This is a genomic window from Myroides sp. C4067 (assembly GCF_038039665.1).
GTDB lineage: Bacteria > Bacteroidota > Bacteroidia > Flavobacteriales > Flavobacteriaceae > Flavobacterium > Flavobacterium odoratimimum.
Map to the genome: position 1 here is coordinate 1 of NZ_JBBPHJ010000029.1, position 22,411 is coordinate 22,411.

The 22,411-nt window shown below is 35.5% G+C and carries 21 protein-coding genes; 5 read left to right on the top strand and 16 right to left on the bottom strand.

Translation table 11 applies throughout. The annotated features are described in order from the left end of the window. From AABL87_RS15345 to AABL87_RS15355, 3 genes are all read right to left on the bottom strand, one after another. The coding region (locus AABL87_RS15345) for an outer membrane beta-barrel protein (protein ID WP_423212695.1) at positions 1-703 on the bottom strand (703 nt) is incomplete at its 3' end. A 108-nt stretch (positions 704-811) separates the two neighbouring features. Continuing rightward, complete coding sequence (gene kbl, locus AABL87_RS15350) at positions 812-2,008, bottom strand: glycine C-acetyltransferase (protein ID WP_006262388.1); 1,197 nt, start codon at positions 2,006-2,008, stop codon at positions 812-814. 32 nt (positions 2,009-2,040) lie between these two features. After that, on the bottom strand, positions 2,041-5,187 hold the full coding sequence (locus AABL87_RS15355) for a UvrD-helicase domain-containing protein (RefSeq protein WP_286401239.1): 3,147 nt from the start codon (positions 5,185-5,187) through the stop codon (positions 2,041-2,043). 111 nt (positions 5,188-5,298) lie between these two features. Between AABL87_RS15355 and AABL87_RS15360 the strand changes: the two genes are divergently transcribed. Beyond that, entirely contained in the window at positions 5,299-5,904 is a 606-nt protein-coding gene (locus AABL87_RS15360) for a superoxide dismutase (RefSeq protein WP_006259879.1), read from the top strand. Between the two features lie 164 nt (positions 5,905-6,068). Here the strand turns inward: AABL87_RS15360 and pyk are convergent, their stop codons facing one another. The 5 genes from pyk to AABL87_RS15385 form a co-directional block, all read right to left on the bottom strand. Continuing rightward, positions 6,069-7,499: a pyruvate kinase gene (gene pyk, locus AABL87_RS15365; RefSeq protein ID WP_006259880.1), complete on the bottom strand. Its 1,431-nt coding sequence runs from the start codon at positions 7,497-7,499 to the stop codon at positions 6,069-6,071. Positions 7,500-7,503: 4 nt separating this feature from the next. Then, positions 7,504-7,992, bottom strand: a complete 489-nt coding sequence (locus AABL87_RS15370; protein ID WP_006259881.1) for an IPExxxVDY family protein — start codon at positions 7,990-7,992, stop codon at positions 7,504-7,506. A gap of 97 nt (positions 7,993-8,089) precedes the next feature. Continuing rightward, the gene (rnc, locus tag AABL87_RS15375; RefSeq protein WP_006259882.1) at positions 8,090-8,836 is read right to left on the bottom strand and encodes a ribonuclease III; all 747 of its coding nucleotides are present in this window, start codon (positions 8,834-8,836) and stop codon (positions 8,090-8,092) included. 15 nt (positions 8,837-8,851) lie between these two features. After that, complete coding sequence (gene fabF / locus AABL87_RS15380; protein WP_025125226.1) at positions 8,852-10,105, bottom strand: beta-ketoacyl-ACP synthase II; 1,254 nt, start codon at positions 10,103-10,105, stop codon at positions 8,852-8,854. A gap of 201 nt (positions 10,106-10,306) precedes the next feature. Further along, positions 10,307-10,543, bottom strand: coding sequence for an acyl carrier protein (locus AABL87_RS15385; RefSeq protein ID WP_002988156.1), 237 nt, complete (start codon positions 10,541-10,543; stop codon positions 10,307-10,309). Positions 10,544-10,739: 196 nt separating this feature from the next. Between AABL87_RS15385 and purN the strand changes: the two genes are divergently transcribed. Further along, positions 10,740-11,300 (top strand): phosphoribosylglycinamide formyltransferase, encoded by a 561-nt coding sequence (gene purN, locus AABL87_RS15390; protein ID WP_006259885.1) that lies wholly within the window; start codon positions 10,740-10,742, stop codon positions 11,298-11,300. An 8-nt stretch (positions 11,301-11,308) separates the two neighbouring features. After that, a complete protein-coding gene (gene rnhA / locus AABL87_RS15395; protein WP_006259886.1) occupies positions 11,309-11,782 on the top strand; it encodes a ribonuclease HI in 474 nt (157 codons plus the stop codon). 280 nt (positions 11,783-12,062) lie between these two features. Here rnhA and AABL87_RS15400 read toward each other — a convergent pair whose 3' ends face one another. From AABL87_RS15400 to AABL87_RS15415, 4 genes are read right to left on the bottom strand one after another with little or no spacing between them, the layout of a single operon-like run. Continuing rightward, positions 12,063-12,692: an RDD family protein gene (locus tag AABL87_RS15400; protein ID WP_006264504.1), complete on the bottom strand. Its 630-nt coding sequence runs from the start codon at positions 12,690-12,692 to the stop codon at positions 12,063-12,065. 50 nt (positions 12,693-12,742) lie between these two features. Continuing rightward, positions 12,743-13,135: a DUF1493 family protein gene (locus tag AABL87_RS15405; protein ID WP_006259888.1), complete on the bottom strand. Its 393-nt coding sequence runs from the start codon at positions 13,133-13,135 to the stop codon at positions 12,743-12,745. 29 nt (positions 13,136-13,164) lie between these two features. Continuing rightward, positions 13,165-13,674 carry a hypothetical protein gene (locus AABL87_RS15410; RefSeq protein WP_341277576.1) on the bottom strand — a complete coding sequence of 170 codons (510 nt, stop codon included), beginning with the start codon at positions 13,672-13,674 and terminating at the stop codon, positions 13,165-13,167. Positions 13,675-13,681: 7 nt separating this feature from the next. Continuing rightward, positions 13,682-14,527, bottom strand: coding sequence for a hypothetical protein (locus AABL87_RS15415; RefSeq protein WP_286401244.1), 846 nt, complete (start codon positions 14,525-14,527; stop codon positions 13,682-13,684). A 767-nt stretch (positions 14,528-15,294) separates the two neighbouring features. Here AABL87_RS15415 and AABL87_RS15420 point away from each other — a divergent pair. Continuing rightward, positions 15,295-16,224, top strand: coding sequence for a PfkB family carbohydrate kinase (locus AABL87_RS15420; protein WP_006264501.1), 930 nt, complete (start codon positions 15,295-15,297; stop codon positions 16,222-16,224). Between the two features lie 59 nt (positions 16,225-16,283). Continuing rightward, on the top strand, positions 16,284-18,182 hold the full coding sequence (locus AABL87_RS15425; RefSeq protein WP_341277577.1) for an amidophosphoribosyltransferase: 1,899 nt from the start codon (positions 16,284-16,286) through the stop codon (positions 18,180-18,182). A 103-nt stretch (positions 18,183-18,285) separates the two neighbouring features. Here the strand turns inward: AABL87_RS15425 and AABL87_RS15430 are convergent, their stop codons facing one another. The 4 genes from AABL87_RS15430 to AABL87_RS15445 form a co-directional block, all read right to left on the bottom strand. After that, positions 18,286-19,686 (bottom strand): SLC13 family permease, encoded by a 1,401-nt coding sequence (locus tag AABL87_RS15430; RefSeq protein WP_071306981.1) that lies wholly within the window; start codon positions 19,684-19,686, stop codon positions 18,286-18,288. Between the two features lie 169 nt (positions 19,687-19,855). After that, positions 19,856-20,506 (bottom strand): HD domain-containing protein, encoded by a 651-nt coding sequence (locus AABL87_RS15435; RefSeq protein ID WP_341277578.1) that lies wholly within the window; start codon positions 20,504-20,506, stop codon positions 19,856-19,858. 21 nt (positions 20,507-20,527) lie between these two features. Then, positions 20,528-21,526, bottom strand: coding sequence for an acyl-ACP desaturase (locus AABL87_RS15440; RefSeq protein ID WP_006259895.1), 999 nt, complete (start codon positions 21,524-21,526; stop codon positions 20,528-20,530). A gap of 80 nt (positions 21,527-21,606) precedes the next feature. Beyond that, complete coding sequence (locus AABL87_RS15445; protein WP_006259896.1) at positions 21,607-22,338, bottom strand: lysophospholipid acyltransferase family protein; 732 nt, start codon at positions 22,336-22,338, stop codon at positions 21,607-21,609. Positions 22,339-22,411 lie beyond the last annotated feature (73 nt).

Consider the following 22,411-nt stretch of genomic DNA (forward strand, 5'->3'; position numbering starts at 1 on the left):
CTGTATCAGGACATCCGTTGAACTCAGCTAAACCTGGGATCTCTGGACATTCGTCATATTTGTCTAAAACTCCATCTCCGTCAGTATCTTTTCCTCCAAATTGGAAACGAATACCTGCAAAGTGTTGCATGTGTGAAGCAACTCCTACGTCTGGTGTTCTAGAATCAGAGAATGAATGCTTATAAGTAGATTGCACAGTTAAAGCAACGTTTTTAGTAAACCAGAAGTTTAATCCAGCTCCTCCATTAACAGTTCCTTGACTTGCATCTCCCATAAAAGTATAACCTCCACCTACTAAGATGAATGGATCAACTACTTTCGATTTCAAAATCTCTTTGAAGCTATATTTAACTTCTGCGTCAATTCCGTAGTAAGTTAAATCTCCAGGATTGTACTTTTCATATCCTTCTGCTTCTGATTTGATGAATTTGTCAATTTTATTAACAGACCCAACTAAACCTAAAGAGAATCCATCACCTAAGTATCTAGCTACATTTAAGTAAGATACTGATGGTAAGATATTCCAGTTATCCGTTTTAAAATATCCTCCTGTTCTGTGTGCAAAACCTTTAGCTGAACTTACTTTTGTGTCAACTGCGTTTGCTCCAACAGTTACAGCCCACGGATGGTCAGCGTCTTGCGCGTGAGCTGAAAGCCCTGCACAAAGAATTGCTGCTGCAAATAATTTGTTGAAATGTTTCATAACTTTTATTTTTTACTTTACCGTAATAATCTAGCAAAAGTACAATTATCAATCAATATTTACAAAAAATTTCGTTAAGAATAGTACTTTTTATTGTATTAACCTTTTTTATTGAATAACTTTTAGCTCTTTACCTACTTCTGTAAATGCAGCGATAGCTTTATCTAAATGCTCTTGAGTATGCGCAGCTGATAATTGTACACGGATTCTCGCCTTATCTTTTGGTACCACAGGGAAGAAGAATCCAGTTACATAAACTCCTTTTTCTAGTAGTCTATCTGCCATTACTTGTGATAATTTAGCATCGTATAACATTACTGGTACAATAGCAGAATCTCCATCAATAATATCAAAACCTGCCTTTTTCATTCCGTCTTTGAAGTAGTTTGTATTCCACTCTAGCTTATCGCGTAATGAAGTATCGTGTTTTAAAATTTCAAATACTTTAATAGAAGCTCCAACAATCATTGGTGCTAATGAGTTAGAGAATAAATAGGGTCTAGAACGTTGTCTTAATAATTCAATAATTTCTTTTTTACCTGTAGTATATCCTCCCATTGCACCACCTAGAGCTTTACCTAAAGTTCCTGTGATGATATCCACACGTCCCATTACGTTCTTAGCTTCTAATGTTCCTTTACCTGTGGCTCCGATAAATCCAGCAGCATGGCATTCGTCTACCATTACTAAAGCATCATACTTATCAGCTAAATCGCATATTTTATCTAATGGTGCTACTAGACCATCCATTGAGAATACACCATCCGTTACGATAATTTTAAAACGGTGACCAGCCTCATTCGCTTTAATTAATTGCTCTTCTAACTCAGCCATATTGTTATTTTCATAACGATAACGAGCTGCTTTACATAAACGCACTCCGTCAATAATTGAAGCGTGGTTTAAACTATCAGAGATAATTGCATCTTCTGCACCTAATAATGGTTCGAATACTCCTCCATTAGCATCAAAAGCTGCTGCATAAAGAATAGTATCTTCTGTTCCATAGAAATCAGCAATAGTTGCTTCTAAATTCTTGTGTATATCTTGTGTTCCACAAATAAAACGCACTGAAGACATTCCGAATCCATGGGTATCTAATGTATCTTTTGCTGCTTGAATTACTTCTGGATGTGATGACAATCCTAAATAATTGTTTGCACAAAAGTTTAAAACTTTATCCCCTGTAGAAACAGTAATCTCTGCACCTTGTGGCGAAGTAATAATTCTCTCCTTTTTAAATAATCCGTTATCCTCTATTGACTTTAATTCACTCTGAAGATGATCTTTAATCTTTCCGTACATAATATTTTAAGTTTTAAACAATTTATACTCTTTTACAAATGTATTATATTTAAGTTCTCCCCTGTATATAGCAACACCATTTTAACGACTTCATAACCCATTTCTACTAAAGACTGGCCATAAGCCTTCACCTGGTCTTTATATTTCTCTTCTTCTTTACCTGTTTTATAATCTAATATATAAGCCTGTCTTCCTCTTATCACTACTCTATCTGGTATAGTATTGCGCTGATAAGGCCCTATGATTACTCGCTCGTTAAATACAATATTATCTTCTCTAAAGAAAATCTCTAAATCGGGGTTACTCACGATACGTTGAATAATCTCCTTAAAACGCTCCTTTGCATCCTCTTGTATCAATCCCTTTTCTAGCCCTTCTCTTACCACAGCATCTACATCGCGATAATCTGTTATAAACGACATCAGTTTATGGACTAAGTTACCATACTCTATCGCTTTTTGGTTATGAGAATCCCACATCAAAGCTTCCCTCTGTGCAATTTTGATTGCTTCAAAATCCAATACACTCTTTACAGGAAGAATCATTTTATTCACTTCATCCGTAATGACCTCTTTACTTTTAGAAACCTTTACCTTCTCTCCAAATCCATAGACTAAATCTACGTCATTATAAACACCTTCTGTCACTAAAAAATCTAAGAATAGTTTAGATAAATTATTTCTAAACTCTCCTTTACTTGTTACGTTTTTATAACTAATAATATATAACTGTTCTTCAGCTCTAGTCAATGCTACATAAAGAACATTTACATTATCCAGCAACATCTCTTGTTCTTTTTTCTCATACAGAAGTTGAGCATACTCACCATATTCCACCACTTCCTTCTTAGAGTCAACCAAAGCTTTGGGGAACATTATCTGATCTTTATCCGTCTCTATATTCACCCATAGTTTATCACGACTAGGGCGTGTGAAATCCTCTTCTGCAAAAGGAAATATAACAATTGGAAATTCTAACCCCTTAGATTTGTGTATCGTCATAATCTGCACAGCATTTCTACCTTCAGGTGTCGGTATGCTAAACTTGTGATAGTTTGTATTCCAATATTCTAAGAAGTCACTAATCCCAAATTGATTCTTTAAAGACTTTTCTAATACCAAGTCTAAGAAATACAAAACATAAGAACTAGCACTCTTATCTGGTAAAAAAGCTAAAACAATAGCCTCAACAGCATCGTACAATGACTTCGAACGACAAGCCTCAAATGAGATAGGCACATTGTGGTCTACTAACCAAGCTTCTAATTCTAACTCAGTCTCAAAAGAAAGTCCCGCTTTTATAAAGTCATGTTTCTTTGTCAAATCACTTTGCTTACCACTTACATAGTACAGCATCATCATTTTTGCTTCTAGATCGCGCTCTGTCTTTAAGAACTTCAGTACATTAATGATTAACCTCACTTCACTAGCATTGTTAATCAATAACGAATCAGAAGAAAGTATCTCTAGACCATTCTCTGTTAAGTAATTTGCTAATAGCACACCATGGTCTCTCTTACGTGTTAGAATAACAATATCTTTCAGATCAAACCCCTGCTCTAAAACGCCTTGTATAGTATTCAGCGTAGCTTGCGCATATTGCATATTCTTCTCTTCTGCCTCTTCTCCTTCATCCTTTTGTAAGAATTCAATATTTACATACCCACCAGCTTTACTATTAACTTCTTGATAACTATTATTCTCATATAGATCTTTATAATCCTCGTTAATAAAGTTGCGAGAGACATCCTTAAAAAATCTATTATTAAATTGAATGACCTCAGCATAACTTCGATAATTACGACCAAGGTTCACGGTCTGTTTATCAGGATTAGCAAAGGGATTCTCATCCTTGCTCAAAGCAATAAATTGTTCTGCCTTTCCTCCGCGCCATCTATAGATAGACTGTTTAGGGTCACCTACTATCATCAGGCTTCCCTTAGTTCCTGTATGATCTTCTCCTGCTAATGCATTATCAATCAGTGGTACCAAGTTCTGCCATTGCATTTCTGATGTATCCTGAAACTCGTCTATAAAAAAGTGATGATATCGCTCTCCTAAACGCTCATAGATAAATGGAGCTGGTTGATTCTGTATTTCATTGTGAATAATCGCATTAAACTGAGTGATCGACAATATATTTTGCTCCTCTTGAATCTTATCCATCTCCTGCCCTATAGTACTTAACAGTGATAGAGGGGTAAGGTTTTTCAAGAAAGCAGTATAAAAAGCTCTACGAGAATACAAATCATATACCTGCGCTAACACCTTTAGAAAATCTGGTATAAAAGCTTCGATTAACTCCACATCTTTAGCAGTCTTCTTTATTTTAATATCATCAAATTCGTGATAACGCTTGGTTGTACCTACAGTATCTTGAATCACATTCTCTATATGCTTGACAAAATACTGTCCTGAGAACGAAGTTTTATCCATTCCTTTAGACTCTATTAAGTCCATTATACTCTGTCCCAGAACAATGCTCTCTGCTGTAATCTTTTTAATCTCTTCGCGAAGAAAATCTCTCACTTTTACAAAGTCTTGTAAAGTATGCTCAGAGAACAACGCTATTTCTTCTCTATTATTTTCATTTAATAGCAAAGCTCCTACTTCTTTCAGCTCTCTCGTGATATCCCAGCTCTTATCATTATCTGCTTTATCAATAGAAAAATCAATCAACAAATCTGTCAATTCACTATCCACACCAGCTTTTGCGATTACTGCGTCCACCGCCTCTTGTAGTAATTCATCTGAATCTAAAGACACCTCAAAAGTCATCGGCAATTCTAAATCAAAAGCAAAAGAGCGAATAACCTTATGCGTAAACTTATCTATCGTAGAGATATCAAAAGAAGCATAGTTGTGAATAATACTTCTGATAATACGTCCTGACTTAGCTCTTATAAATCCTTCCTCTAATTCTGTTTCTTCCTGTACTTGATTAAAGATACTTGCATACTTAGGATCTAGCTCTTCTTTAGAAAAAGCATTTAGACAAGATACAACACGAGTCTTCATTTCTGCTACAGCTTTATTCGTAAAAGTAATAGCAAGTATCTTTTTATAGGCGTCATCTTGCTTATCAAGGAGTAAAATCTTAAGATATTCCTTAACTAAAGTATGGGTTTTTCCAGACCCAGCAGACGCGTTATATATTGAGAATGAAGGCTTATCAAGCATGAAGTAGGTTCTATTTATTAACTTATATTAAACATTACAAACCTTCCATATTAGGCTTTATTTGTTTAAATTTGAAATAAAATTAATATTAATCTTTAAATAATACGAATTATGGCTTTCGAATTACCAAAATTACCATATGCATACGATGCATTGGAACCACATATTGATGCACGTACGATGGAAATCCACCATACAAAACATCATAATGCTTATACTACTAACTTAAACGCAGCTATCGCTGGAACAGCTTTAGAAGGAAAAACTATCGAAGATATCCTTGCTAACTTAGACATGTCTAATGGAGCTGTTCGTAACAACGGTGGTGGTTTCTATAACCACAACTTATTCTGGACAGTAATGACTCCTAATGGAGGTGGTCAGCCAACAGGTGAGTTAGCTGATGCAATCAATACTGCTTTCGGATCTTTCGAAAACTTTAAAGATGCTTTCGCTAAAGCTGGTGCTACACAATTCGGGTCTGGATGGGCTTGGTTATGTGTTAAAGATGGTAAATTAGAAGTATGTGGTACTCCTAACCAAGACAACCCATTAATGCCTGGTGTTGCTTGTGGAGGAACTCCAATCTTAGGAATGGATGTTTGGGAACACGCTTATTACTTAAACTACCAAAACCGTCGTCCTGATTACATTAATGCTTTCTTTAATGTTATCAACTGGGCGGAAGTAGCAAGAAGATACGCAGAGGCAAAATAATTAATTTTTGCACCTCATTACAAACTATTAAAAGCTCCAGCAATGGAGCTTTTTTTATACCCTTACCTCAGATTTCTCATTAATTATATGCTATGCCATACTGGATTAAACAAAAAAAGCTCAGAACCATGTCCTGAGCTTTCTATATTGTGGAAGTACGATAATTATTGTACCTCTGATATTCTTAGTGTATTCACCATACCTTTTTCGATAATTGGCATTGCTGCTAAATTGATAACCATATCACCTGGCTCAGCTAATCCTTTATCTTTTACCATAGCATTAATATCCTCAATAGTCTCATCAGTACTCACATATTTATCGTAATAGAAAGCCTGAACTCCCCATAACAAGTTTAATTGAGTAATAATACGACGATTAGAAGAGAATACTAATATATTACTATTTGGTCTCCAAGCCGAAATTTGGAACGCTGTATAACCACTATTTGTCAATGTACAGATAGCCTTAGCTTCGATATCATTCGCCATTAAAGCAGCGTGGTAACAAATATTTTTAGTGATATAACGGTTTGTCTTGATTGTAGGTGGACTTTGTGGTACTTTAATTAATGGAGAAGTCTCAACACTTTGAATAATCTGTGTCATCTTCTCGATTACTTGTACTGGGTATGCTCCTACAGAAGTTTCTCCTGATAACATTACAGCATCAGCACCGTCCATTACAGAGTTTGCAACGTCATTTACCTCAGCTCTAGTAGGAGTAAGGCTAGAGATCATCGTCTCCATCATCTGTGTAGCGATTATTACAGGGATTCTAGCATTCTTAGCTACGTGAACTAATTCTTTTTGGATCAATGGCACCTCTTGAGCAGGAATCTCAACACCTAGATCTCCACGAGCTACCATCAGACCATCACAGTAAGCTACTAACTTCTTAATATTCTTTACTGCCTCTGGTTTTTCGATTTTAGCAATGATTGGAATCTTGTGATCAGAATGTTCTTTAATCAAGTTCTGTAAGTCCATTAAATCTTCAGGTGTACGAACGAAAGATAATGCGATCCAGTCTACTTGTAACTCACAAGCAAAAATAGCATCTCTAATATCTTTTTCCGTTAACGCTGGCAATGATACTTTCGTCATTGGTAAGTTAACCCCTTTTTTAGATTTAAGTGGTCCACCTTGTACAACTACAGTTTTTACCTCATCTTCTCCATTAGTTTCTAATACATCAAAGATAAGTTTACCATCGTCTAATAAAATTCTCTCTCCTGCGTTAACGTCAGTTGGGAATTTTTTATAATTCATGTATACACGTTCTGCGTCACCTTTAAACTCTTCTTTCGTAGAGAATGTAATCACATCACCAGGATTCACGATAACGTCTTCAGACATCACACCTACTCTTAATTTAGGACCTTGTAAGTCACCCAAAATAGAAGTAGTATATCCAAATTCTTTATTTAGATCACGGATTATATTTACTTTCTCTTGAACATCTTTATAATCAGCATGTGAAAAGTTGATTCTAAAAACATTTACACCAGCTTTAATCATATCATGTAATACCTCTCTCGTACTAGATGCTGGTCCTAACGTTGCTACGATTTTCGTCTTTTTTTGTGCTAACATATTTTTAAAAAATTAAGTTCGTTTTATTTTTTAATATCTCTTGCTTTATCTCATAAGCTGCAGATATAATTTTTACTGAATTCAACCGATCAATGATTGTACCAATTTCGAACTGACTATCAGTTTCTTCTATCTTAATCAAATAATCGACTGACTTTAATTCGGGCAATAAATACCCTTGCTTAGTTACTGGATGATTGGCTGAGACAAATAAGGGAGAGTCTAACCCTGACTCAGGTATTAGAAAAGCTTTATTCGCTACCACCTTCCAATACACATGATGATCAAAGTCATCATACTCATAGAATGAAAAAAAAGCGTGTCCCACATCTGTAAAGATGTCTACATCCCTCTTACTTCGTTCTAGATTAATTTCAAGTATTGAATTAATAAAATACACTACTTTATAATCTTCTTTTCTGGAAGTATGTATAGCGATCAAGCGATAATCCTCACTATCAAAGTCTTCAAGCTTATATTTTATTATACCCATATAAGAAATTAGTTACACAAATATACAACTTTTATCGAGCTATATTTGTATAACCTCACCATAATAGATTATATAAACGTTAAGGAATTAACAAAAATTATTGCTTTATCTGTTCTTGAAATGCGAAGTATGCACGTTGTGATGCCTTTTCTTCTGCTTTCTTTTTAGATGTAGCTCTCGCTTTAGCGACTAGTTTATCGTCTATAAACAGACGTACACCGAAGTACTTTAATTCTTCTGCTGTATCCTCTTCGAAAGTATCGTATTTAAACGTATGCTTTCTCTTCTGACACCATTCGATTAGCAAGCTCTTATAACTAGTTATCTTCGTTTCTAACTCTTGGATATCAGATACCTTGCTCAACAGTTGTTCGTGGATAAACTTCTCACACGCAGGGTAACCTCTATCTAGATAAATAGCACCTATAATAGCTTCTAATAAATTACCATGTATATTCTCTCCGAACTGTTGATTACCCATCTTGCTTTCTACATGTGAGATTAATTTTAAATCCTTTCCTAATTGGTTCAAATTCTCACGACTCACAATTTTAGAACGCATCTTCGTCAAATAACCCTCATCACCACTCGGAACTTCTATAAATAAATAAGAAGCAATAACAGATCCTAACATTGCATCACCTAAGAACTCTAAGCGTTCATAATTAACGGGATGACCTTCTTCATCACATCTATTCATCGATCGATGCGTGAATGCAATTTTATAATAAGATAGTTCTACTGGTTTTACACCGACTATCTCAGTCACCTTTCGACAAAAATTCCCGTCTTCATTATTGAAGGAACGGGAATTATTGAATATTCTATTTAGTAACTTTTTCATCTTTATAGGATGATTTTACTTCTCTAATTTCTTAACCAACACACAAGCATTGTGTCCTCCAAAGCCGAATGTATTACTCATTCCAACTTTAACATCTCTCTTCTGTGCTTTATTGAATGTGAAGTTTAGCTTAGAATCTATCGCTTCATCATCTGTAAAATGGTTGATTGTTGGTGGAACAATACCGTGCTCTAATGATAAAATCACAGAGATAGCCTCGATAACACCAGCAGCTCCTAATAAGTGACCTGTCATCGACTTAGTCGAGTTCAAGTTCATCTCATAAGCATGCTCTCCGAATACGTTAAGAATAGCCTTAGACTCTGCGATATCTCCTAGTGGTGTAGAAGTACCGTGCATATTTAACACATCTACATCTTTAGCCTCTAATCCAGCATCTTTAAGACAGTTGATCATCACATTAGTAGCTCCTAATCCTTCTGGATGTGGCGCTGTTAAGTGGTGAGCATCAGCTGACATACCTCCTCCACCGATCTCACAGTAGATTCTAGCACCACGTGCTACAGCATGTTCATATTCTTCTAAGATAATAGCTCCAGCTCCTTCTCCTAATACGAATCCTTCTCTGTCTTTGTCCATTGGTCTAGACGCAGTCTTAGGATCATCATTTCTAGTAGATAGTGCATGCATTGCATTAAATCCACCGATACCTGCTATCGTTACAGCAGCCTCAGAACCTCCAGTTACGAAGATATCAGCCATACCTAAACGAATATAGTTAAATGCATCGATAATAGCATTAGTAGATGATGCACATGCAGATACTGTAGTGAAGTTAGGCCCTCTCAGACCGTATTTCATAGAAATATGTCCACCAGCAAGATCCGCTATCATTTTAGGAATAAAGAAAGGATTGAACTTTGGTATTCCATTTCCTTCTACGAAGTTTGTCACCTCGTTTTGGAATGTTTCTAATCCTCCAATACCTGAACCCCAAATAACTCCTGCTCTATCTAAATCAATAGTCTCTAAATTTAATCCTGAATCTTTGATCGCTTCGTCTGCACTAACCATAGCATACTGTGCATAACGGTCCATCTTACGTGCTTCTTTTCTCTCGATAAAATCCTCTACGTTAAAATTCTTTACTTCGCACGCAAACTGAGTTTTGAAATTGGTAGCGTCAAAATATGTAATGGGTGCAGCTCCGCTTACTCCATTAATTAGGTTGTTCCAATACTCTTGAATATTATTTCCAATTGGCGTAAGGGCACCTAAACCGGTTACAACAACTCGCTTTAATTTCATAAAATAACTTATATGGTTTGTACTATAAAAAAAAATCCCAATCTTCACTTTTGTAAAAAAAGGAAACATTGGGGTGTTTGTTTGATTGTATATGTTAGATTGTTGCCAATCTGTCCTTTTTTGTTTCTTCTAAAAATCAGTCATTTTCAAAAAAATAATAACACCCGCATGTTTATGGAATAAACACGCGGGATATAGTTATTACTTTTTAGCTTCTTCTATGTAAGAGATAGCTTGTCCAACTGTAGCAATGTTTTCAGCTTGGTCATCTGGAATTTGAATATCGAATTCTTTTTCGAACTCCATGATAAGCTCAACAGTGTCTAGTGAATCAGCTCCTAAATCATTAGTGAAGCTTGCTTCTGCTACAACTTCGTTCTCGTCAACACCTAATTTGTCAACGATAATCGCTTTTACTCTTGATGCAATGTCTGACATAATCTTTAATTTTAAATTTAATTTCGTAGGCAAAAATAAAAAACTTTATTTTAAATCCTGATTTTCCATGTTAATTGTCGGTGCGAAATTATAAAAATTATTAATACTTATCGCTATTTTTCTATTTATTGTCAGTTATTATTCTTTTTTTTGTACTTATTTATTGTACTTTCAACTTCATAACACAACTAACTACATGAAAAACATAGCTCTATTCGCCTCTGGTTCAGGGACTAATGTAGAAAACATCATCAACTACTTTGAAAGCAAGTCTATTTCTAATCAATACCTTATATTGGTTAACAACCAAAATGCTAAGGTAATAGAAAAAGCTGAAAAAAGAAATCTTCCAGTTCTGATTTTTGACAGAAATATGCTAAATGATGGCGCTGTATCTCAAAAATTAGAACAATTTCAACCTGATTTAATTGTATTAGCAGGTTTCTTATGGAAATTTCCCGATGACCTTGTTAAAAAATATCCGAATAAAGTAATTAATATACATCCAGCATTATTGCCTAAATATGGTGGTAAAGGAATGTATGGTCATCACGTACACACTGCAGTCGTAGAAAATAAAGAAAAAGAGTCTGGAATCACTATTCACTATGTAAACGAAAACTACGATGAAGGAGCTGTTATATTCCAAGCTTCTACTCCGATAGAGCCTTCCTATACACCAGAAGAAGTAGGAGCAGCTGTACTTAAACTAGAACACCTACACTTCCCACAAGTAATCGAGAAACTACTATTTTAATATTATAAATGAATTTGCCACAAGTAATACTATATACCGATGGCTCCTCTAGAGGTAACCCTGGTCCTGGTGGATACGGACTGATACTAGAGTGGGCAGGTCATAATGTCTATAAAGAAGCATCCCAAGGATATCGCAAAACTACCAATAACCGCATGGAACTACTAGCGGTGATCGTAGGCTTGGAAATGCTAAAGAACGAAGGTACTAATGTCCTAGTCGTATCGGACTCTAAGTATGTGGTAGACGCTGTAGAAAAGAGATGGGTATTCGGATGGGAGAAAAAAGCCTTTAAAGACAAAAAGAATCCTGACTTATGGCAACGCTTCTTAAAAGTATACCGCAAACACAACGTCCAGTTTAAATGGGTAAAAGGACATAACAACCACCCCATGAACGAACGATGTGACGTCCTTGCAGTAAAAGCAGCAACAGGAACTAAATTATTAATAGACGAATATTACGAGTCTGAAGAAAATTAATAAAACAACAAAGAGCATCTTTTTAAGGGATGCTCTTTGTCGTTATACTACATAAGAGAAGGTCTCTCTATATCCGAAAAATCTAAGTCACTACTAAATAACCTATCGCATAACTCACTAGCTCCATATTCTGTGAAGTATGCTAATTCATTATCTGATATTGGCATTGTTTATTGTCATTAGAAAACTCTTTCATTATTTTCTTCTTACCTCGTATTATAATCCCTGATTACACTTTCCTTATGACATCACCTCATCCACTATAGCACATATATTATACTTACAGCCTCTCTCTACGAATCTCTGTCACCACTAGAGTCTCCGCTAGATTATCGTGTAAAGTCTGCTTCTGATCTGACCAGAAAAACATAAAATATCCAATACATAACATAAAACCAGATAATAATCTAGCAAAAAATCGCCCTGTAGCTTGACCAAAAGTTACTCGCTGCCCCTTACAGTCAAGTAACATGATCTTCATCGTTTTTTGCCCTATAGTCGCTTGTCCATCATTACTCTGCATTAATGAATAATAGAGCCACCCAGCTATAAATGGAAAAAAGAGGCTTGGTATTAAAAGAATCAAACCATCTAATAACCCTGCTACAAAACGCTCTCCAAAGTCAGCGTATCGATAGTGAATTCGTTCTGTAGGCGTAGTTACAATCACATATCGATTATCCCTAGTATAAGCCAAACTAACATTTTGATTATACCCATAATTTGGCGTACTATACATCGGTCTCTGAAGATACACTTCAAACTCTCGTAGAAATCTTGCCTCTGTCCAATCATGCAATTCACTATGCCAGATTAGCGTAGTCGGAGAAATTATAAACTGTCCTAACTCAGAGAACTGATATGGCCCCTGACTTTCGCCATTAATAGAGATAAAGTATTCTTTTTTCATTAATTGTATTTTTTTAACAAAAATAAACATATTAATGATTACAAAATAAACTACATACTCTTTTTATTCTTCATCATATACTCATAAAGAGTTACAGGCGTACACAGTTCCTTATTAAGATCAGGCTTATACTGCTCTGGAACATTAAATACCCATCTTAAAATAGCGATTACAATATTAAAAGGTAACAAAACCCCATTAACCATCATCATCACACACCCCTTTAAACTATATTCAAAACCTTCGGGATAAAAATAACGGTCAAATTCAAAATATTCAAAACTCACCTCAAACTCATCTTCTAGCGAAATAAGTAAATCATCTATATCAAGACCGTATCCAAAATTATAAGCAATATCACTGTTCTCAGTAATCACCTTTTCTTGTCGACTCGTATCAGTATTCAAAAAAGATATCACATTCTCTAAAGTCAATTCCCTCATAGTATTTATCTCTCTTCTCAATCATTTTATTAAACCTCTCTATAACAGAGCATTCCACTTCTGTTTTTATTCTCAGTTGTATAATAAACTGATGTACCATCTTCTTTAGTTTCTTTAAGAATTATACTTTCAAATATCAAATCAGATGCCAAAGAGAAATAAGGTCTACCTACTTTTTTATTAACTTTATTATATTGAGTAGCTTTTAACTCAGCAAATTTAAAAAACTCACTAATCGACATCTCCTGCCCCATTGCCTTCGTATCTAATACAACGCCTGACGCTACAACAGAGAAATTAAACACATAGTATACACCACTGTTTTCATATACTTTCACTTGAAATTCCTTAAGCAGACCATCCTCTTGTATCGGATTACCAATAAATCTAAGCTGTTTAGCGTCTCTTACTTCTTTCTCTCCTGTTGCTGCATTCATTAATAATACGATAGGCTCTTTTATAATATGTGATCCCTGTGCTGACACTAAAGAAGGCACAAGAAAACAAAATATGAACCACACTATACTTATCCCCCTCATAACTCTTCTATAATTTTATAAATTCATCCTTATAATGCTTACTCGGCTTTATCCACGCCCTAGTTCTATCAGCATTAATAATCCAATTAAAACGTTTCATCATATCTGCTCCAAATAGACTAAAAGATTGATTCTTTAATTCTCCTGAGAAGTACGCCACTCTCACCTGCTGTAATTCAGCACTACCTAAACTCACCTTAGTCACCTCAGCAGTATTCGTGATCACACTTTTTCCTGCTGAGTTCTTTAATTCTTTATGATCTATAGTAACCAGTTTATCTTTTAACCTATTCTCCTCCGCAAAATTATCATCGTATAGTATCCCTCCCGAATACCCAGACTGAAGATAAAAAGGATGTACATACTCCCGCCCAGCTATCTCACTCAGCATATCGATAAACATCGCACCGTTTCGATAATGAACAGGAACCGACTGATATCCTTCTACACTAGGCATACTCGTATAAGAGACTAACTCTTCCTTATCATAATTTATCTCTAATACGCTATCTTTAAACAACGCCATACCGATCTTACCATCTGACTCTAATCCGCTATACTGATTATCTACAAAAGAAATACCATCCCACAAATGCCCGCTAATCTCTACTGTATTAGAAGCACTATAATCTTCTTTGTCAAAAATGATATGCTCTACCTTATTCACACGCACAGGCGAGATAGCGCCATCATCCATCGCTACCTGAAACATCAGGTCTAGACTATCCTTCTGATTCACAACTGTCTTTAGTATTAGATTATTATACTTAGTCAGTCTAAAAGGAATACGTACCTGAGCACTAGCGAGAGTTCCCATAGCACACACCATTAAAAGCATTAAGCTCTTTTTCATAATTAATAAGGTTATTAGTTAGTTCGTTATCGTAAATCTAAAAAACATTTCCCTTTTTTCTATTCTATCCCCTTAAAAAACACTTTTTAGACCTATAAAAGGCTAACTACAACTCCTTATTTCTGTTTTTTGACGAGATTAGGGGGTATTTACCCTCTTTTAGCAGAAAAAACAGCACACTTTTTATACCTAATTTATTGAGAAAATAAACACAAATCACTAATTACCAACATATTAATACAAAAAAAGGCAAATCATACAATAAACCTTAACCCCCTCTAACCTTAGTATTTATAAGCAGTAGAAGCGTTTCCTTCAACACTTCTTCAACATTTCTCCAAGATTGCTCTAGCTAACAAGGCTTTTGTTGAAGGAATCTTGAAGAGGTGTTGTGGCACTCTTGAAGAAGGCGCTTTTTAGAAGCTTCTGCATAGCTATCATTATGATTATTTCACTATCTTTAAGCTAATGTATAGACTCCTGTGCATGCTGTATTATGCATCGGGTAGTTTCTAAAAAAGAAGCCAGATAAGCTTCAGAGAAAAGACTTTATAATTATTTAATTCTGTGTTAAATAACAGCATGTGATAAAGATGACGACATCATCTTTTTATAGAATAATACTGACTAAGTACTAGATAATTGCATTAAAAACAACAATCTATACTAAAACACTCAGTGTTAGCAAAATAGTTAATTATAGCTTTTAAATTTGGTAGTAAAAAGAGTATTGCCATATATTTGTAGCTTATTTCTTTGCAAAAAATATGAATAAATTACTGATAGTGGGGACGGTGGCCTTTGATGAAATAGAAACTCCATTCGGAAAAACAGACAAGATATTAGGTGGTGCAGCGACATACATCGGATTGTCTGCCTCACACTTTAATATTAAATCTGCTATAGTGTCTGTGGTTGGAAATGATTTCCCACAAGAGCACTTGGATCTTTTAAATAGTAGAAACATCGATACTACTGGAATAGAAGTAGTAAAAGAAGGAAAAACCTTCTTCTGGAGTGGTAGATACCATAATGATCTAAACTCTAGAGATACTTTAGATACACAACTTAATGTATTGGCTGATTTTAATCCTATCGTACCAGAAGATTTTAAAGAATCTGATGTAGTAATGCTAGGTAATCTACACCCAAACATTCAGATCAAAGTATTAGATCAATTAACCGCTAAGCCTAAACTTATCGTTCTAGACACCATGAATTTTTGGATGAATTGTGCGCTAGATGAATTAAAGGAAGTGCTAAAAAGAATCGATGTTATCACTATCAATGATGAAGAAGCACGTCAGCTATCTGGAGAGTATTCTCTAGTGAAGGCTGCTGAAGTTATTCATACTATGGGACCAAAATACGTTGTTATTAAAAAAGGTGAACATGGTGCTTTATTATTTGAAGATAAAGACGTATTTTTCGCACCTGCATTACCGTTAAAAGAAGTGTTCGATCCGACAGGAGCTGGAGATACTTTTGCAGGTGGTTTTACAGGTTATTTGACACAGAGCAGCAATGTTTCGTTCAGAAATATGAAGAACGCTATTATATATGGCTCTAATCTTGCATCATTCTGTGTAGAAGAATTTGGAACATCAAGGATGGAAAAATTAAACGACAAAGAAGTGGTGGGAAGACTACAACAATTTAAAATGTTAACTCAATTCGATATCGAATTAAAACAATAATGTAAAATTATAAGCCTCGTTATGGGGCTTTTTTTATTCAACAACAACACACAACTAACATGAGCGACGCTTTAAAACACGAATGCGGTATAGCGGTTCTAAGACTAAAAAAACCGTTATCCTACTACAAAGAGAAGTATGGAAGTGCTTTCTACCCGATACAAAAGATGTATCTATTACTAGAAAAACAGCACAACCGAGGACAAGATGGAGCTGGACTAGCAAGTATTAAACTTGATATGGAACCTGGGGAGCGATACATTAGTCGTGTTCGTTCAAACAAAGCACAACCTATTCAGGATATCTTCATGCAGATCAATGAGCGTATCAATGAAGAGATGGAAGCACACCCTGAATACCAAAACAACGTAGGCCTTCAGAAAAAAAACATTCCTTATCTAGGAGAGGTTTTCTTAGGTCACGTAAGATATGGAACATTCGGAAAGAACAATATCGAGAGTGTTCACCCATTCTTGCGCCAGAATAACTGGATGCACAGAAACCTAATCGTAGCGGGTAACTTCAACCTGACTAACGTACGTGATTTATTCCAAGACTTAGTAGAACTAGGTCAGCATCCTAAAGAAATGTCTGATACCATTACAGTAATGGAGAAGATAGGACACTTCTTAGATGATGAAGTAAATGACTTATACTATAAGATAAAACAAGAAGGATATACTAAAAAGAAAGCGTCTCCACTAATCGGAGAACGTCTAGATGTAGCACGTATCTTACGTCGTGCTTCTAAGAACTGGGATGGAGGTTTTGCGATGGCTGGTATGATCGGACATGGTGATACATTCGTATTACGTGACCCTGCCGGTATACGCCCTGCATTCTACTTCGAGAATGATGAGATTGTGGTAGTAGCTAGTGAAAGACCTGTGATACAGACTGCATTCAATGTACCTTTTGAAGAGATTAAAGAATTAGATCCTGGTAAGGCTATCATTATCCGCAAAGATGCTTCTGTAAAATTTGAACAAATCTTAGAGCCTCTTCCTCTTAAAGCGTGTTCTTTTGAGAGAGTGTATTTCTCTAGAGGAAATGATGCAGATATATACCAAGAGCGAAAAGACTTAGGTAAACTAATCTTCCCTGAGGTATTAAAAGCGATCGGAGATGATACAGATAACTCTGTGTTCTCTTATATCCCGAATACTTCTGAGACGTCATTCTTCGGAATGGTAGAAGGAGCACAAGACTTCCTTAATCAACGTAAAATAAGTGATATTCTAAAGAATAAAGAAAACTTATCTGAAGCGAAGTTACAAGAGATCTTATCTGTAAAACTAAGAACAGAGAAAATCGCTGTAAAAGATGCTAAACTGAGAACATTCATCACAGATGACAGTAGTCGTGACGACTTAGTAGCTCACGTATACGATGTGACTTATGGTGTGATCAAACCTACTGATAACTTAGTGATCATCGATGATAGTATCGTACGTGGTACTACACTTAAAAAGAGTATTATCCGTATGCTAGATAGACTTAACCCTAAGCGTATCGTGGTAGTATCTGCTGCTCCACAGGTGAGATACCCTGACTGCTATGGTATCGATATGGCTAAGCTAGAGGGATTAATCGCTTTCCAAGCGGCTATAGAGTTACTAAAAGACCGCAACTTATATCATATCGTGGATGAAGTATATAAAAAGTCTAAAGCACAGGAGCACTTACAAGACAATGAAGTCATTAACTATGTAAAAGATATCTATGCGCCATTTACAGATGAAGAGATTTCTAATAAAATCGCTGTAATGGTGAAGGATGTAAACATAAAGTCTGAAGTTAAGATTGTATTCCAATCTGTAGAGAACTTACATATCGCTTGTCCTAAGAATTTAGGAGACTGGTACTTCACTGGTGAGTATCCTACTAAAGGAGGAAATAGAGTGGTAAATAGAGCTTTCATCAACTTCTACGAAGGAAGAGACGAAAAACCATACTAGGATATAAAATAAGGTATATCTCATCACGAGAGACTAAATAATAAATGGGCTGTTATCAAAAGATAACAGCCCATTTACTTTATATAGTATAACTTGTATTTAGTTATTGTAACCAAAAGAAATACGCGATAATAGCAATTAATACCGCACAGATAATATTCAATACAAAACCTGCTTTCATCATATCCTTCTGACGAATATCACCTGTACCAAATACAATGGCATTAGGTGGAGTAGCAACAGGCAACATAAAGGCACACGAAGCTCCTAGACCTATAATCATAGACAATCCTAATGGCGGTAAGCCTAACTGGTCTGATATCGTTATAAACAAAGGAACTAACAAAGCGGCACTAGCTGTATTAGAAGTAAACTCTGTCAAGAATACAATAAAGAACGATACTACTAGCCCAATAGTGAAATAACTACTATCCTTAATCACTGATACTAATAAGTCTGCTAAAACTTCACTTGCGCCAGAATCTCTAAGTACCATACTCAAAGTCAAACCTCCTCCAAATAAAAGAAGAACTCCCCAATCCACATTGTGCTGTAACTCTTTCCATCTAGAAACCTGACTCACACAGATCAACATAAATGCTCCTAAGGCAATAAAGGTGTCAAAATTACTAAACTTACTTTCGAAGCCTACTAGGGAAGCTACTAGTGGATTTAACTGGTCACTAAAGATCCAGCATAGCGCTGTAGTAATAAATATAGCTAATGTCAACCATCTATCAGAAGTCATTGGGATTTTCTTTGTATTAGCTTTAAACTCAAAGTCTAGCTTAGGCTTGAACACAAAGTAAATCACCCCTATCATCAATGGTAATAATATCAAGACCATAGGAATCCCCATCTTCATCCACTCTGCAAAAGAAATATTTAACTGAGAAGCAACGATGGCATTAGGTGGACTACCTACTACTGTTCCCATCCCTCCGATACTAGCACTATATGCAATACCTAAGAGTACAAACACATAGGTACTTCTATACTTCTCTTTATCTAACTGACCTAATACTCCTATCACTAAAGGTAACATCATCGCTACTGTAGCAGTATTACTAATCCACATTGATAATACAGCTGTAGCTAAAAAGAGATAAAATACAGCATAAGACAACCTTCCTTTAGCGAGGTACATAATCTTATTGGCTATGATCATATCTAGTTTCTGTACATGCAGCGCTCCTGCTAATACAAAACCTCCTAAAAATAGAAATATAGTAGGGTCTGCAAAAGAAGCTAAAGCGGGCTTAGTATCCGTCAACCCAAGACCTATAGCAAGCACAGGTACAAATACGGCTGTGGTGGTCACATGTATTGCTTCTGTCAACCATAACACAGCTACAAAGACTAAAAGAGCCAGTCCTTTATTCACTTGTGGCTCATAAGGTAAATAGTTGATAAGAAGTAATAAAGTAATAATATTAAAAAGAATAATAAGGTAATTTCTCTTTGATTTTAGTGGTCGATTTTCATGCTCATAGTCTAAACGCATATTCAGTCGTGTTTAATAATTTTAACTAAAGTTAACAAAAAAATAAATTTACAATACCTATTGTTTCGAAAAATGCTTTACTATTTGATTTCTATCAGAAATAACCGCTTTAGAGGGCATAAAAAAAGCCATTCATACGAATGGCTTCTTCTTATTTTTATAAAACGTATTAAGCATTACCTTCCCACTCATCGTAGAACTGGCTAAGAAAAGACTCCATAAAGCGATGTCTTCCTTCTGCTAATTGTTTTCCTGTTTCGGTATTCATTAAATCCTTTAAACGAAGTAGTTTCTCATAGAAGTGATTAATCGTAGTTCCTACGTTCTTCTTATACTCTTCTTTAGACATTCCAATCTTAGGATCAATACTAGGGTCGTGAATCAAATTATTCTTATACCCACCGTAATTGAATGTTCTAGCGATACCAATAGCACCAATAGCATCTAATCGATCTGCGTCTTGTACGATATCTAATTCTTTAGAACGAAAAGCTTGATTAAAGTTACCTCCTTTAAAAGATATATTTTCAATTCCTTTTACAACATGGTCAATAGTATTTGCGTCATATCCTAGATTCTCTAATAGCTCTCTAGCTTTGGTTGGGCCTACTGTTTCATCTCCATTGTGAAATTTACTATCTGCTATATCGTGCAGTAGGGCTATTAGCTTCACTATTTCTAGATTCACTTCTCCCTCTCCTTGTACGATGTTCATAGCATTCTTATAAACTCGTTCAATGTGGAACCAGTCGTGACCGCTCTCCGCTTGCTGTAACTCTTTCTTTACATAAAGGATAACTTGATCTATACGCTTGTCCATATCTATTGTATTGTGTATTTATTATTTAATAAGGGCTGGTTTAACCCACTTAAATATGTGTTCTTCTTTACCGATGGTCATACGGTCAGCTACTCTAGCCATACGCGCTGGCAACTTCATTAAATAATCTCTTGCTTTCTCTGCGTCATCAGTAAGATTATTCAACTCTGCTACTTGCCAACGGTCAATTAATTTCTGCATAATATCGATATAATCATGTGCTGTATAAACACCTATTCGCTGTGCAGAATCAGAGAACAGCTCAAAAGCATCCCCCATCTTACCTCCTGATTCACGAATTAGGTTAGCAGGCATCGTGATCTTTCTCTTCATCATATCCACAAATGCTAATAACATTTCGCTAGGATCTACTTTAAAGATACGGTCAACAAACTCACTATATGCATGGTGATGTCTCATCTCATCTCCTGCAATCAATCTACAGATCTTAGACAACTTATGGTCTCCATACTGCTTCGCTAATTTAGCTACACGATTATGAGAAATATAAGTCGCTAACTCTTGGAAACTCGTAAATACAAAGTTCTTATAAGGGTCTCTATCAGTACCTGGATCAAAACCATCATTAATCAAGTGATGAGTAGTAATCTCTATCTCTTTCATATCTACTCTACCAGATAAATATAGATACTTATTAAGAAGATCTCCGTGACGGTTCTCTTCACCAGTCCAGTGACGTAACCATTTAGCCCATCCATTACCACCTTCACCATCTTTTTGGTTCACTCCTTCTACATCCATCAACCATGATTCATACGTTGGCAATGCCTCTTCAGTGATTGTATCACCTACTAAAACAACCCAAAAATCATAAGGTAATTCTTTAGCGTATTCTCTTAATTCTTTTACCTCTTCCAAAAAGTTTTCACCTTCTGAGTCTGGTAATAAGTCTGATGGTTGCCATATTTTCTCTACGGGGATCAGATAACTTTCTACGAAGCTATCAATATTCTTTTCTAAGAATTGCATTACTTCTAGGCGAACATTCTTTATAGACATATTATTATGTTTATGTCTTTATACTACTTCTTGGTTTAGTTTGCTTGATAGTAGTAAAAGACTAGTTTATATTTAGAAACTTATTCTAGTTTTGATTTGATTTGTTCTTCACATCTCTTCATAATTTCCTCGAAAGAATACTCTTTCACAGCAAAAGGTTGATGAGCATATAAGCTTATTTTAGCTCCTAACCCATAAGGGAAGTTTCCGAAACGGAATATCTTCCAAGAATTATTAATGGTCAAAGGCACAACTAATGCATCAGGAGCAAACTTACAAAGCATTTTAACTCCATTCTCAGAGAACCTCTTCAACTTACCGTCTCTACTACGTGTCCCTTCTGGGAAGATTACTGCAGATCGGTTATGCTTAGTAATATACTGTCCTAATCCTTTAATAGCACTTAGCGCCTGCTTAGCATCCTTACGGTCTATTAATACAGAGCCTCCATGGTTAAGATTATAGGACACACTAGGGAACCCTTTTCCTAGTTCTTTTTTGCTGACAAACTTTGGGTGATTCTTTCTAAAAAACCAAATAATCATCGGAATATCAAACATACTCTGGTGATTAGATACAAATATGATCGGACGATCTGTAGGAAGCTCCTCTTCTTGACGGAACTTATAACTCGTACCAAGGATTCCTGTACAGGCCATTAGCCACCATACAAGTCCATTAACAGTAATGTTATGAGCTTTATATCCAAACAAGTTAAATGCAATCCACTGTAAGGCGTGAAATACACATAATACTATTAGCATAATAATCACAAATAGTATGGATATAGGGTAGGATATTATTTTTTGCATTAATCGATTAGTTTATCGCAAATATACACTTAAACATATATACAACAATAAACATACTTCGCAAATTAACGCT

What these genes read in the sequence shown, in the direction of transcription:
- AABL87_RS15425 (WP_341277577.1), top strand. Translation starts at nt 16,284, where the DNA reads ATGAGCGACGCTTTAAAACACGAATGCGGTATAGCGGTTCTAAGACTA.
- AABL87_RS15445 (WP_006259896.1), bottom strand. Translation starts at nt 22,338, where the DNA reads ATGCAAAAAATAATATCCTACCCTATATCCATACTATTTGTGATTATT.
- rnc (WP_006259882.1), bottom strand. Translation starts at nt 8,836, where the DNA reads ATGAAAAAGTTACTAAATAGAATATTCAATAATTCCCGTTCCTTCAAT.
- AABL87_RS15370 (WP_006259881.1), bottom strand. Translation starts at nt 7,992, where the DNA reads ATGGGTATAATAAAATATAAGCTTGAAGACTTTGATAGTGAGGATTAT.
- AABL87_RS15405 (WP_006259888.1), bottom strand. Translation starts at nt 13,135, where the DNA reads ATGAGGGAATTGACTTTAGAGAATGTGATATCTTTTTTGAATACTGAT.
- AABL87_RS15410 (WP_341277576.1), bottom strand. Translation starts at nt 13,674, where the DNA reads ATGAGGGGGATAAGTATAGTGTGGTTCATATTTTGTTTTCTTGTGCCT.
- AABL87_RS15420 (WP_006264501.1), top strand. Translation starts at nt 15,295, where the DNA reads ATGAATAAATTACTGATAGTGGGGACGGTGGCCTTTGATGAAATAGAA.
- AABL87_RS15355 (WP_286401239.1), bottom strand. Translation starts at nt 5,187, where the DNA reads ATGCTTGATAAGCCTTCATTCTCAATATATAACGCGTCTGCTGGGTCT.
- AABL87_RS15440 (WP_006259895.1), bottom strand. Translation starts at nt 21,526, where the DNA reads ATGTCTATAAAGAATGTTCGCCTAGAAGTAATGCAATTCTTAGAAAAG.
- kbl (WP_006262388.1), bottom strand. Translation starts at nt 2,008, where the DNA reads ATGTACGGAAAGATTAAAGATCATCTTCAGAGTGAATTAAAGTCAATA.
- pyk (WP_006259880.1), bottom strand. Translation starts at nt 7,499, where the DNA reads ATGTTAGCACAAAAAAAGACGAAAATCGTAGCAACGTTAGGACCAGCA.
- fabF (WP_025125226.1), bottom strand. Translation starts at nt 10,105, where the DNA reads ATGAAATTAAAGCGAGTTGTTGTAACCGGTTTAGGTGCCCTTACGCCA.
- purN (WP_006259885.1), top strand. Translation starts at nt 10,740, where the DNA reads ATGAAAAACATAGCTCTATTCGCCTCTGGTTCAGGGACTAATGTAGAA.
- AABL87_RS15435 (WP_341277578.1), bottom strand. Translation starts at nt 20,506, where the DNA reads ATGGACAAGCGTATAGATCAAGTTATCCTTTATGTAAAGAAAGAGTTA.
- AABL87_RS15385 (WP_002988156.1), bottom strand. Translation starts at nt 10,543, where the DNA reads ATGTCAGACATTGCATCAAGAGTAAAAGCGATTATCGTTGACAAATTA.
- AABL87_RS15400 (WP_006264504.1), bottom strand. Translation starts at nt 12,692, where the DNA reads ATGAAAAAAGAATACTTTATCTCTATTAATGGCGAAAGTCAGGGGCCA.
- AABL87_RS15430 (WP_071306981.1), bottom strand. Translation starts at nt 19,686, where the DNA reads ATGCGTTTAGACTATGAGCATGAAAATCGACCACTAAAATCAAAGAGA.
- rnhA (WP_006259886.1), top strand. Translation starts at nt 11,309, where the DNA reads ATGAATTTGCCACAAGTAATACTATATACCGATGGCTCCTCTAGAGGT.
- AABL87_RS15360 (WP_006259879.1), top strand. Translation starts at nt 5,299, where the DNA reads ATGGCTTTCGAATTACCAAAATTACCATATGCATACGATGCATTGGAA.
- AABL87_RS15415 (WP_286401244.1), bottom strand. Translation starts at nt 14,527, where the DNA reads ATGAAAAAGAGCTTAATGCTTTTAATGGTGTGTGCTATGGGAACTCTC.